Origin of the sequence: Hydrotalea flava (assembly GCF_001623405.1) — a bacterium.
GTDB classification, from domain to species: Bacteria; Bacteroidota; Bacteroidia; order Chitinophagales; family Chitinophagaceae; genus Hydrotalea; species Hydrotalea flava.
The window spans coordinates 37,035-50,735 of sequence record NZ_LUHG01000099.1; the positions used below are offsets into that span (position 1 = coordinate 37,035).

The 13,701-nt window shown below is 36.7% G+C and carries 8 protein-coding genes and 1 riboswitch; of the genes, 4 read left to right on the forward strand and 4 right to left on the reverse strand.

Annotation, left to right across the window (positions count from 1 at the left end; all coding sequences use genetic code 11):
- Nucleotides 1-5: 5 nt before the first annotated feature.
- Together A0F92_RS12030 and A0F92_RS12035 are read right to left on the reverse strand one after the other, a co-directional pair.
- Nucleotides 6-1,412 carry a PAS domain-containing sensor histidine kinase gene (locus tag A0F92_RS12030; RefSeq protein ID WP_167517071.1) on the reverse strand — a complete coding sequence of 469 codons (1,407 nt, stop codon included), beginning with the start codon at nucleotides 1,410-1,412 and terminating at the stop codon, nucleotides 6-8.
- 219 nt (nucleotides 1,413-1,631) lie between these two features.
- Entirely contained in the window at nucleotides 1,632-5,807 is a 4,176-nt protein-coding gene (locus A0F92_RS12035) for a PAS domain S-box protein (RefSeq protein WP_068246368.1), read from the reverse strand.
- Nucleotides 5,808-6,329: 522 nt separating this feature from the next.
- Here A0F92_RS12035 and A0F92_RS12040 point away from each other — a divergent pair.
- The 3 genes from A0F92_RS12040 (at nucleotide 6,330) to A0F92_RS12055 (ending at nucleotide 8,144) form a co-directional block, all read left to right on the forward strand.
- Complete coding sequence (locus tag A0F92_RS12040) at nucleotides 6,330-6,806, forward strand: flavin reductase (protein ID WP_068246373.1); 477 nt, start codon at nucleotides 6,330-6,332, stop codon at nucleotides 6,804-6,806.
- Nucleotides 6,803-7,072 (forward strand): TIGR03643 family protein, encoded by a 270-nt coding sequence (locus A0F92_RS12045; RefSeq protein ID WP_068246375.1) that lies wholly within the window; start codon nucleotides 6,803-6,805, stop codon nucleotides 7,070-7,072. The genes A0F92_RS12040 and A0F92_RS12045 overlap by 4 nt, the downstream gene beginning before the upstream one ends.
- Before the next feature lie 667 nt (nucleotides 7,073-7,739).
- Nucleotides 7,740-8,144 (forward strand): hypothetical protein, encoded by a 405-nt coding sequence (locus tag A0F92_RS12055; RefSeq protein WP_068246380.1) that lies wholly within the window; start codon nucleotides 7,740-7,742, stop codon nucleotides 8,142-8,144.
- 780 nt (nucleotides 8,145-8,924) lie between these two features.
- Here A0F92_RS12055 and metE read toward each other — a convergent pair.
- The gene (gene metE, locus A0F92_RS12060) at nucleotides 8,925-11,252 is read right to left on the reverse strand and encodes a 5-methyltetrahydropteroyltriglutamate--homocysteine S-methyltransferase (RefSeq protein ID WP_068246383.1); all 2,328 of its coding nucleotides are present in this window, start codon (nucleotides 11,250-11,252) and stop codon (nucleotides 8,925-8,927) included.
- Nucleotides 11,253-11,426: 174 nt separating this feature from the next.
- A riboswitch (cobalamin riboswitch) is annotated at nucleotides 11,427-11,617 on the reverse strand.
- A gap of 327 nt (nucleotides 11,618-11,944) precedes the next feature.
- Complete coding sequence (locus A0F92_RS12065; RefSeq protein WP_068246386.1) at nucleotides 11,945-12,754, reverse strand: DUF3050 domain-containing protein; 810 nt, start codon at nucleotides 12,752-12,754, stop codon at nucleotides 11,945-11,947.
- 169 nt (nucleotides 12,755-12,923) lie between these two features.
- On the opposite strand from A0F92_RS12065, the gene A0F92_RS12070 reads away from it, so the two are divergent.
- Nucleotides 12,924-13,319 (forward strand): transposase, encoded by a 396-nt coding sequence (locus A0F92_RS12070; protein ID WP_068246389.1) that lies wholly within the window; start codon nucleotides 12,924-12,926, stop codon nucleotides 13,317-13,319.
- The last annotated feature ends 382 nt before the right edge of the window (nucleotides 13,320-13,701 follow it).

Genomic DNA, 13,701 nt, shown 5'->3' on the forward strand with positions numbered 1-13,701 from the left:
GAAAATTATTTCAACCTAAACTGTATATGTATTTTACATCCTTTACCCGGTGCACTGTCAATTTCAACTACTCCATTGTACATTTCAGCGCGGCGTAGCATATTATTAATGCCTATTCCTTTTCGTTGGCTGTTTACATCAAATCCTATACCGCTATCTTCTATGCTAAAAAGAACATAGTTTTCATTTCGCTGCAAACTAAGTATTACTTTTTTTGCCCCTGAATGTTTGATGATATTATTGAACTGCTCCTGTGCTATGCGATAGATATTAATTTTAAATGGATAGGTTAAGCCTGTTTCTTCAAAGTCGGTTATTCTAGTTTCTATTTGCAACGACTTTAATTCACGAATATCCGCCGCTAATTTTTCCAACCCTTCCTGTAAACTCATTTCTGTTTCTAAAGGTGTAACAAGTGCTTTAGATAGTTTTCTGATTTCTTCAATACTCTTTAAAATAAAACCTGATGCCTGACTCAATAAATTTTCTTCCCGGTTAGGATGCTGCCTTGCCGACTCTACATAAATGCGAGAAGCAATGAGCAATTGATTAACATTATCGTGCAGCTCCTGACTAAATTCACTCCGTTCTTTTTCCTGCGCAGCTATTACGGCTTCCGCTATTTGTTGCTGTCGTAATAATTGTTCATTCACTAATTGCTGCTCTAATGCCAGCTTTTCAGTAACATTATTCAACATGGCCATTACCGCCTGCCGGTTATCATATACAATTTTATGCGATACCGTTTCCATCCACATTTTTTTGCCCAAAGCATTTTGATGTATCCACACACCTTTCTTTTTTTGTTTATCGGTATTCGCAAAATCAGCCGCAAATTTTAAAAAGTCCGGCAAGTTTTCCGGCGGATGAATATCTTTCATGGATAATTTTACAAAATCGCGCCGGGCATAACCATATTCTTTACAGGCAGCATAATTCACATCAATGATTTGCAGGGTTTCTAAATCCCACAATATTAAAGCCAGCGGATTATTTAAAAACAGGTAGCGGTATTTTTCATCGGCCGATTGCACCAATGCTTCATTGGCTAGTTTTTCACGCAGGTCAGTTATTTGTAACAGCAATAAGCATTCTTTTTCAGGAGCAAGCATGGTACAATGTACCGATACAGGAATGGCAGCTTCTCCCAAAATTTGCATATTGGTTGTAACCGATGCCACTGTATTGTTTTGCACATCAGCACATAATTTTTGCCAGTATGATATTTCCCAATTCAATAATTGTAGCACTGAGTGCCGTAACCCATCAGCTACAGGACCACCCGTTAATTGCACAAATGCCGGATTGTTTGCATGTACAGCCCCTTTTGCATCGGCAATTAACATGGGCTGCAATACATGCGCCCATAGCTGACCACTCCATTCATTACCGGCAGGTAAAGTTGTATCCATGCTGTGTTTAAATATTAAAATAATCTTAGTTTTAAACAACAATGCCAAAACAAGCAGTTGCGTACTAACAAATTATCTCATGAAAAGAAACAGCACCAACAAAGAAGTGAAACTGATTTTTCAAGGATAATGATGCAAATTACTTTGCTAATATCTACACAAATCTACAAGTTGCCAAATTTATTGGACTCGATTTTTATTATACATGCATTACTTGTTTTATATATTATGAAAATCTACTAACAATACTGTTCCATTTCCCGGCGAACTTTGTATGGTAAATTTACCCTTATACATCTCCGTTCTTTTTTGAATATTATTTAAACCAATACCCGATTTTACAGCATTTACATCAAATCCCTTTCCATTGTCTTCTATCCGCAATGCAATATGCCCGCCATTTCGTTTTAACTGAATTTTTACTTCAGTGGCTGCTGCATGTTTACTGATATTGGTTAATTGCTCCTGTATAATACGATACAAATTCAAGCGAAACTTTTGTTCTAATCCTGTTTCATTAAAATGCGTTAAATCAATTGCTACATTATTTTTCAATATAAGCGACATATCGTTCACCAATTTCCGGATGGCTTCTTTCAGGCTTACATCTTTCTCAACCGGGTTAATCAATGCTTTAGAGAGTTTCCTGATTTCTTCGATGGCCTGTAAAATATACCAGGATGATTGCTGCAATAACTCATTTTCTTCAGGATGTGCTTTACGTGCCATTTCTACATAAATACGGCTGGCCGTTAAAATCTGGTTCACATTGTCATGCAATTCACGCCCAATTTCCTGCCGTTCTTTTTCCTGCGCTGTTATTTCAGCATGTATTACCTCATTGCGGCGCTGCACCTGTTCTTCTGCCAGCCTCGCTTCTAATGCTAATTTTTCTGTAATGTTTGTACCAATACCCATCACACAATCTCTGCCTTCGTATTTTATTTTGTGCGAAGCAATTTGCATCTGCATGATACTTCCATCTTTTTTCTGATGTTTCCAGTTTTTAATATACATGATTTTGTCAGATAACTGAATTTGCCGTACAAATTGTTTCAAAGTTTCATGCTCGGAAGCAGGACGTAAATCTAAAATAGTCATTTGCAGTAATTCTTCTCTTGAATAACCATATTCTTTTATGGACGTATTGTTGACATCTAAAATCTTCAGACTCCCGATATCCCATACAAAAATAGAATTAGGGTTGGTATCAAACAATTGTTTGTATTTTTCTTCCGATACATGCAATTGCTCCTTTGTTTTTTTAGCTTCGGTAATATCTGTTTCAATAGCAAAAAACTGCAGTAATTTTTTTTGTTCATCAAAAATTGGTTGTACCTGTATGTGCAGCCAAATGGCCTCACCTGATTTGGTATAATTTTTAATTTCACATTCAAAAGGTTGCTGAGCGGCAATCTGTTGACGCATATAGGTCTTTACAGCTACATCACTATCAGGCCCTTGTAAAAAACGAGCATTTTTTCCGATACTTTCAGTTAAAGTGTAACCAGTAATTTTTGTAAATGCTTCATTTACATAAGTAATGTTTTCATGGGCATCGGTAATAATAACGGCATTGGTGGTTTCCTTAGCTACTATCGACAAGCGTTTCAATTCTTCTTCCTGCATTTTACGCTGTGTAATATCTTCTGTGGCGCCAATCATTCTTGAAACTGTTCCATCTTCATTTCTAATAATAAAACCTTTATCCCGCACAAATGCATAACTGCCGTCACTTTTTTTAAACCGGTACTCCGATTCCCATATATTTTGATTTTTATTTTTAAAAGCCTGCTTTCCTCTTTTCAGAATATTAGGCAAATCATCCGGATGTATATGGCTGGTCCAGAAATCACGATCCCACTCTAACACTTCCGAAGGATAGCCGAATAATTTTTCAAACCCATCTCCCAGTAATTCAACGGTATGATTGGCAATATTCCAATCCCATAGCGCATCGCTGGCGGCTTTGGCAATTAATTCGTACCGTAGTTTATTGGTAGCCAGTAACAGGTAGTTGTAATGGTTTTCCATGATAATACCTACCAGCTTGCTCATGCGCTCTAATGTTTGCAATTGCAAAGCGGTAGGTGTTTTGGGCACCTCGTAATAAAATGCAAGGCTGCCTAAAACGGTATTATTTTTATTGAGAATGGGGATACTCCAACAGGCCCGTAACCCATGCTGCAAGGCAATTTCTTTATACAGTATCCATCTTTTATCATTTGCAATATCATCTACAATAACCCTCTCTTTTGTGTACATGGCGGTACCGCAAGAGCCGGCTTCAGGGCCAATGGGTGAACCGTCAATCATTTTCAAATAACCGGCAGGTAAATGTGGTGCTCCCAAATGTTGTACGGTATTATTAGCTTGTAAGGTAAGTACCGAAGCCAACATGCCGGGATGTAGTTTTTCCAATTCAATCAGTAAAACTTCTACCACATCTTTAAAAGCAACCTGTTGCTGCAGGTTTAAGTTGTATACCAGTGATTCAATATCCTGAATTGATTGCTGGTATTTTTGTTGGGTAATGTCTTGCATGGCCCCAACCATGCGGTAAGGTTTCCCACTTTCATCTTTTAATATTTTACCTCTATCTATTACATAGGCCCAGGAGCCGTCTGCTTTTTTGTAATAATAGGCTTCCTGCCAAAATTCTGCAGCGTTATCAATTGCTTGTTGTAAACTGGCTGCAACCCGTTCTGCATCATCCGGATGCAATCTTGTTTTCCAATCCTGAATATTTCCCTCATGGTTGTTGGTAGGATAACCAAATAATTCAGTATAGCCATCACCCCAATACATTTGTCCGGTTAATAAATCCCAATCCCAAATTGCATTAAACGACACCTGTACAACATATTCAAACCGCTCGTTGCTTTGTAATAATTGTCGCCTTGTTTTTAAACGTTCCGTTACATCATTTACCAGAATTAAGGCAGCCGGTTGCTGGTTAAATTCTATCAGGTGCGAAATAATTTCTACTTCTAACCAATCTCCATTTTTGGTACGGTGTTTCCATAAACCCTGGTAGGCCAAAATTGCACCTTTTCTTTCACGTTGAATAAGTTGTAAGGCTCTGGCATCTTGTTCGTCTCTCAAATCGTAAATCGTCATTTGTAAAAACTCAGTCCTGCTATACCCATATTTCTGCACTGCCATTTCATTTACTTCTAAAAAAGCTTTGGTAATGGGGTGTATAATCCACATGGGTTGCGGATTATAATAAAACAGGTATTTATAAGTTTTCTCTGAAGTTTCCAATGCCTGTCTTACCTGCACTTCATATGTTATACTTCTAAAAAACAAGGTTATATCTTGTTGATTCGGATAAATCCGGTAACGCATCCATTCCTGCCATTGCGGATGAAAAATTTCCAGCACATTGGATTGTTGCAGTTGCAAGGCATTGGTGATTACCTGTTCAAATACCGGTCTCTCAGAGGCCGGAATGGCCGCAATAATATTGGCACTTTTCCCATCGAACGGAAGATGCAACAAGCGGCGGCCGTTAGAATTTAAAAATGTACTTATTCCGGTAGTATCAAATGTAGCAAATCCATCGGCCAATTGTTCTAGGCTATTAACAAAATAATTTCGTTCTTTCTCAAAAGTATTTTTTAAATACTCTGATGTAAGCAACAATTCCTGTAACTGCTTTTCAATATTTTTTTGTGCCGTTACATCCATGGCATTAATCATCACATGTGCAACCTCTCCCTCTGCATTTTGAATGGGTTTGTATTTGATTTGATAAAACAACACACTACCTTCAAATGGCAATTCAATAATGGTTTTATGCGGATGACCGGCCAATACATCACTATAAATTTGTTGCAATGCAGGTAAACGTTCAGGCTGTGCATATTCTAAAATAGAGCGCCCTACAGCTAAATTTTTACCCAGTAATGCTTCGCTTTTAATTTCGGCTGAAGCATTGATAGCAGCAATGTTTAGGTTACGGTCTAAAATAATAAACGACTCATCTGTATTATTTAAAATGAGCTGCATTTGGGCCATTAATTGTTGGGTAACGGCCGACTGTTGTTGGCGCTCGGAAATATCGGCAATAATAGCCGATGCCCTTTGTTCGCCAGAGGGAGTTGTAAACAGGCGGGAACACATTTCAACAGGAAATTTTTCCCCATTGCTTTTTATGCCGATAAACTGGCCCTGCACCAATCCGCTTTTAGATCGTTGTTCATATAGTTCAGCAAATCCGGGCATGTTTTCATCAATCAACCGGCTACGATGCATACCACGTAAGGCTTCTAAACTATAACCAAACATTTCGGCAGCTGCATGGTTGGCCTCCAACACCGTACCATCGGGTTTCGATAAAAAAACAGCAAGCGGTGCGTGTAATATGGTTTGATGATATATTTCTTGCATACACAAATGCTTATAGAATTGGATAAGTGCCATACTCTGCACTTTTATCTCCTTTAACGTTAAAGGTATTGGTTGAATATAGTAAAAAACAAATCTGCAAGGAAAAAAACTAAAAAATGGGTGAAAACACCTAAGTTTTGCACTTTCAAATGCCTATCCAATGCTAAAAAATATAGTAAGCCGAAATGCATTACTGGTCATATGCATTAAAACGCTGTTATGAAATATTTATTTTTAACAGCTTTGCAACCCATTGGTTTGCCCTAGCAAATTCACGTCATTATTGTTTGCATGCTTTTGTCTGTATGTGAACAAAATACCTACTCAACAGTTTTTATGTTGCCGGGTGTTTCGGATATATAGAATGATTGGTTTACAAATCATGGAACTAAACCCATACTTTGTACAAAAACTAAATGAGGTATGCATGAAAAAAAATCCGGCAAAACGATGATTCAAAAACTAATAATCACCAACCCTTTTGAACCTTTCACTTGAATAAAAAATGTAAACCTCAAACCCATGCAAAGACCCTGGAATTTACCCAGCCTGCCTGTTTACAGCCTGGCCACCTATTTAGATAATGGCATCAACATGAATATTTGTACTTATGTTTCACCGGTGAGCATGCAGCCGAAAATATATGCCATAGCGGTATATCAAAACACCCAAACACTCCAATGGATGAACCGCACAGATGAGGCAGTGTTGCAATTACTGCATGCAGACCAATATAAACTGGTACGCACATTAGGACAAAAAACGGGCATTACATTTAACAAACAGCAATGGCTGGAAAAGAACCATCACTTAACCCTTTGGAAGACATTTCCGGCACTGTCTGGCGCAGCGGCCTATGTTCGGCTAAAAAAAATAAACACTATTTCTATCGAAGGCGATCATATTTTATTTTTATGTAAAGCCCTTCAATACCAATCACTATCTGCCAATATTTTAACCACAGCCATACTATCCAACAAAAAAATCATCCGTATATGACACAGCAGGAAACAGACCGCATTTTTGAAATGGCCTGGGAAGACCGAACACCCTTTGAAGCCATTGCTTTTCAATTTGGATTAACAGAACAGGATGTTATTGTATTGATGCGCAGACATTTAAAACGCAGTAGTTTTCATTTATGGCGCAAACGCGTCAATAGCTGCATCAGTAAAAAACACTTACACAAACGACCTACTGGTATCAACAGATTTAAAAGTAATTTACAAAGACAAATTACCCTCAATAAAATAAGTAAACGATGAGGCATTGAAGCACCAAACATTCCATTGTGTGTGATGAATGTCCTTGCTCCTCAAATATAGCCAACAACTTACCCAATACCATAATATACAAAAAACTGTTAATGTTTTCAATACCATAAAAATCAGCAGCCCTTCCAAATGTGGCATTCATATTCCCTGCTTTCACTTCCTTCATTAAAGTAGTTGATAAATGGGCGCTCACTTTCCCTTTTACACTGCATGGATTATAGGGTGTATCTTCATCTATGCACCATTTAATTTTCCATACATGTACACATTGTCTAAAAAAATCAGTTTGGCCCGGGATATTTTAACCCTAGCTGTCCCATTGTTTATAGTAACCGGCCATTGTACTTTTATTTTTATCATAAGGCAGGCCAACAGTTAAATAATAGAAATGGATTGACTTCTGTTATAATAATAAAACATATAAATATAATATTATATTATACAAAAAAGAAAAATATCATTTGCAAAATTGACCGGGTGCTAAAAAGGCTGCAAATCAAAAACAAGCAATCCTGCAACAGGTTTAGTAAACTTTAAAATAAATTAGGAATGTTCTAATTATTAATCTATCTTGTCATTAACATTCTTTTAACAGATTTACGCACCTTCTTTTTTTATATTAATACCAACCTTTTCTTTAACTGCTAAATTTGAATTTATGAAAAAGATGCTTGCATTTATATTTTGTTTATCAGTCACTTTTATTAATGGACAAACAAATAAAAAATGGATGTTTAATTCCGGCTTGGATATTGGAGCATGGTGGGGCGGAACAGGAATTTCTTCTTTAAAAGCAACAGATAATCCAGTATTAACGGGTGATTTAAAAACACAAATAGCATATACTGGCGATCTATATATAGAATGGTTACATAGAAAATACAAAAGTTCTGGTCCGGATTTTGGGCTAAAAACAAAATTAGTATGGGATTATTTTACAGCAAATAATGCGCAGTCGGGTAATAGTTTAGAATCTTTCACACTAAACTATATATCTGCTCTCCGGTATTATTTGAATATTGTATTTCCTTTAAAAATAAAGTTACAAGTGCCCGCTATATAGCACCCTCATCTACTACACAAACCTATATTTACAGTCATTCATATGGAGATAATATTGTAAGCAACACTACGGTCAATCCGGGTGGGTATAGTCCAGGCGGAATTCCATTTTCTGATGCCATATTTTTGTATGCCGGGCCATCCATTAATTTTCTCGCTAAAGCTTTTCACAATCAAAATGGCAACGAATATGTTTTAAACAATAACCAACTAAATTCATCGTATGTTGGGTTTGTAGGTGGTGTATGTTTATATCTTTTTATGATTAACATAGATATATCATATCAAAGGGGTTTTACAAGTATTTATAATAATTCAAATGTTGTATTAAGTGGATTTTTAGTTAGACTGGGTTTTAACTTATCGAGAAGAAAATTTAATTAGTTGTTTGCACCTATATACAGGCAGTTTGCACCTATGTTTTTCTATAGGTGAAGCTGGCTGTAAAATGACTACATTTACAAATTCAACAATCCTTCCCTTACTGTATCGGCCATGGCGTTGCCGTGTCTGTATGCTGCCTTTTCTGTAATACCTATATTAATGCATTGTGTTAGTGTGGCCACAAGTTGCATAAAAATAGGCACAGGTAAAGCCACAGCACATTAATGCTTTTGATTGATGCATGTTAGTGTACTGCACAAAAAGCGAAAAATTTAAAACAATTCATACAATCATATCAACAAATAGCAGTATCAATTGACTATGGTAAATAATATTTCATTATTTCATAAGTTATAATTAGGTAATTACAGTATGCAATTACCTAATTATCAAATTATCAACTTTTAGGTTGATGGACAGCTAATCGCAACTCTTTTGCAGCATTTACCATTTCTACCAATGCTTTTTTTGTTTCATCCCAATGCCTTGTTTTCAGACCGCAATCAGGATTTACCCATAGTTTTTCAGCAGGTATAAACGCTTTTGCTTTTTCCATTAATGCTACCATTTCTGCTTTAGAAGGAACCCTTGGCGAATGAATGTCATAAACACCGGGACCAATTTCGTTGGGATATTTAAAATCGGCAAAAGCATCGAGCAATTCCATTTGTGAACGACTGCATTCAATTGTAATCACATCGGCATCCATGTCCGCAATATTTTGAATGATGTCGTTAAATTCAGAATAGCACATATGTGTATGAATTTGTGTTTCATCATGTACACCACTTGCCGATATTCGGAATGCTCCAACAGCCCATTGTAAATATTCCTGCCAATTTTCTTTTCGTAATGGTAACCCTTCACGAATGGCTGGTTCATCTATCTGTATAATTTTTATACCTGCTTTTTCCATATCCATTACTTCATCACGGATGGCAAATGCAATCTGTTTACAGGTTTCACTGCGTGGTTGATCATTACGAACAAAACTCCATTGCAAAATAGTAACAGGGCCTGTAAGCATTCCTTTAACACATTTTTGGGTTAACGATTGAGCGTAAGAAGTCCACCGCAATGTCATTGGTGCAGGGCGGCTTACATCGCCATAAATAATTGGTGGCTTTACACAACGGCTGCCATAGCTTTGTACCCAGCCGTCTTGGGTAAATGCAAATCCGTTTAATCGTTCACCAAAGTATTCCACCATATCATTGCGTTCAAATTCTCCATGCACCAATACATCAATACCCATTGCTTCCTGCCAACGGATGGCTTCTGATATTTCTTTTGCAACTAAATCATCGTATTGCTCTTGTGTAATTTCGCCTTTTTTAAGCTTAGTCCTCCAACTTCTTACCTCGGCAGTTTGTGGAAATGAACCGATAGTAGTAGTGGGAAACATGGGTAATTGCAAGGCTTTACGTTGCTTAATTTTTCTCAAAGAAAAATCATTGAAGCGCTGTGTATCTTTTTCAGTAATAGCAGCAACACGTTGTTTTACGCTTTGATTGTGAATAAGAGTTGATATTTTCCTACTTTGATGTGCCTCCATATTTTCCTGCAATTTTAAAATTGCATCTGCCTGATGTTCTTTATTTGCCAATTGTTTCAGCGTTACCACTTCGTCAATTTTTTGTTTTGCAAAGGCAAGCCACTGTTTAATTTCAGGTTTTAATGTTTTATTGTTTGTTTCTAATTCCAGATCGCAAGGTGAATGGATTAATGAACAAGAAGGAGCAACCCAAATCCTTTCTACTCCAATTATTTTAACTGCTTTATCAATTAATGCAAGCGATTGCTGAAAATCATTTTTCCAAATGTTTCTGCCATCCACTAAGCCTAATGAAAGATTGGTTTTTGTTTTCACAAAATCAGTTGCTAAGATATCGTCTAACTGTGATGGGCAGCGTACTAAATCAAGATGTATTGTTTGTACAGGAAGGCTTAATACGGTTTGTAGGTTTTGCCCATAACATTCAAAATAGCTTGTTAAAATTATATGAAGGCCGGGTAATTTATTCTTTATTTTCTGATATGTTTTTACAATAATCTGTTGTTCTGATTGGCTCAAGTCAAGTGCTAAACAAGGTTCATCAAATTGGATATAGTGGGCATTAGCATCATCTAATTTTTTCAATATTTCCAAATAAACAGGCAACAGTCTTTCGATGAGTTCAAGCCTGTGAAAGCCTTCTTCTTTTTCCTTACCCAAAAGTAAGTAAGATACTGGCCCCAGTAGTACAGGCTTTGCCTGAATACCATTTGCTTTTGCTTCTAAAAATTCATTTAACACTTTAGTTGAATATAAAGTAAATTTTTGAGTAGCAGTAAATTCAGGAACAATGTAATGGTAATTGGTGTCGAACCACTTAGTCATTTCCATGGCAGTAACATCATAGCCATCTTTTTGGTAACCTCTTGCCATTGCAAAAAGCAAATCAATGTCTGGCAATTGTTTTGTTTCCATCAATGAATGATACCTTTCCGGAATTGCTCCAACCATTAAGCTGATATCCAATACATGGTCGTAAAAAGAAAAGTCATTGCAAGGTATCAGGTCAATACCTAATTCTTTTTGTAATTGCCAGTTTTGCTGGCGAATGGTTTTACCTGTTTGCAGTAATTGCTGTACAGGAATTTTGCCCGACCAATATTGCTCGGAAGCTTTTTTGAGTTCACGTTGGCTGCCTATCCTCGGGTAGCCTAAGTTGTGTGTTTGCATTTTTTGATGCTTTTAAAATGATGAAATCAGTTTAAAGCTCTTTTGCTAAACCTCATAATGTTTTGTAGAAGAAGTGAAAGAAATGGTATGCACACAACGAATCCTGCAAGAGTCAATAATCCTGCAAAATAATGGGCACATCAATTCTGACTGTCTGCTTCATTCCACGAAAGCATTGTCAACACGGTAAAGGCAGGTCTCCTGACTTGTAACATTTTTACCGTCCTTCCCATCTCGCTCAAGGCAAAACAGTGGATACACAAGGGTAAAAATTTAACGTTACTTACAGTTGCGGGACAGTTTGTGATTTGCACACAATTCCCTATTAATTTACGTTAAGTAAAACCTTTTCCGTTTGATGAAGAAATGTAGTAAAGAACTATTTGAATACAAATATATTATAACTTTCTATTAAAATTTCATCTCTGCAATTTTACCCTAAATCAAATCAAGCCATACATGTGTTATCGATTAGCCTTTCTTTTGTTTTTTTTGTCAACTTTAGTATTGTTTCTGCTGTTGTGACTATATAACACAAAACTTTTATTTAGGGTTTTATCCTTTTGACAGCAATTGAATATAACATTCATTCCAAAATCAATACCTTTAAAAATGAACGGTTGGTAATATTAACGGTTATCACGATAGCAAACCATTATTTATGTCTGAAGCATTTCAGCTTACCTGCATCATTATTCTGCTTTTATAACGTTTAAGTTGGCAGTTGTTGGTGGTGCCATTATTTGTTTATAAACGCCATCCCACAGGCTGATACGCTTTTGTAAAGAGGTAATAATTGCCTGTTCTGCTTCTTTCCAACGTTGTTCATCAGTACCACATAAGTTTGTTGTCATTTGCAGGGCAAGCTGGCTATGGTGGTCGCCGTCAACTTCAATGTGCCTTTCCAGATAATATTTGAAAATTGAGATACTGTGGGGAAAGTTTTTATGTATATCATTAACCATTGAAACAAACATCCCCGGAATTAAATCTTCGCGCCCAAATGTAAAGATGGCTGATTGCAAATAATCTTTTTGGGTGTTAATGATTTCAAATGTAAAGTCAACAAATTCACGTGCTGCTGACGGCACCTCAGCTGCTGCAAATGCAGTAACCATATTACCGGTATTTTTTAACACGCGGATAAATGTTTCCATTGGCTTAGTATCGGCGCCACATTGCTGCATGGCATCCAAATAAAGTTCAAAATGACTTTTTCTATGACCAAAACTATCCATATCAGACTCTTCCCCCACTACTATTTCATTGATAAGGTATCTTGTATCAGCAGCACCTTTGGGAAACCAGGGGATGGCAGTACAGGTTAAATTATTTTGTAATGCCTTTAATAATGACATGAAGTCCCAAACAGCAAAAACATGATACTGCATAAAAACCTTCAGGTCATCCGTATTCCTAATGGCTGCATATACTTTATGCTGCATGATTTGTTGGCGGTAAGGCTCTATTGCCTTTTTTATATGCGCTATTGATTCGTTCATCTTTTAAATGTATTAATTTTCATTACTGTCCGAGATAATCTCAAGCAATAAAAAATGAGCCAAATTTTAGGATATAGCCCAAAACATATAGGTTTAGTTTACCACAACATAATCATATGAACAATCGTACAAATTTAATTGGTAATTCTGTTTTCGGACAGCTGATTTCTTGAATACCCATCAAATTCCCTTCGTAACAAGATTAAAACACAATGCATCCTTCAGGCGAAAGAAAGAATTTGAACTGGCCGCCGATAGCAATCAAGCCATTTTACTCGATGAACAAATTGTATTGCCCATCCGTGAAAATGGAAAAATCAATCGAGGGCTACCGCTTCGCAGAGTAGTTTATTGGGATGAGAAACATAAACTCTGCTATGAGTGTACCAGCAATATTTATGATCTGACAGCTGATCAAATTGCATTGACCTATAAATCCAGATGGCAGATTGAAACATTGCACAAGCAGTTGAAACAAAACCAGTCATTAAACTATTTTTTAGGAGACAATGTGAATGCTATCATCCTCAAATATGGTGTGCACTCATTTGGAATCTGCTTTTAACCGTGTTACAAAGGCAAATTAAAGCGAAAGCCTGGGCATTTTCCAATCTTGCCAGCGTAATAAGATTGCATCTTTTTAACTATATCCATCTGAACTCCTTTTTAAAGAATCCACAGAAGCCGTATCAACAAATAATAGCCGTAGAATTGAGTTTGTTTACCGGATGACACCCGCTTTGCAGAAAACCAATATTTTTGGCGAACTTGTATTGTCAATCTTTTAAAAAATAGCTGTTACCAGTTTATCTCGGACAGTAATGATAATAAAAATAAAATTATTTTTTAATGTTTATGTGATGGGCATAAAAAAGCCGCCTTAGTAGCTACTAAGACGGCTTTTGGATAAATACGGCAGCTACCTACTCTCCCAGGGACAAGGCCCA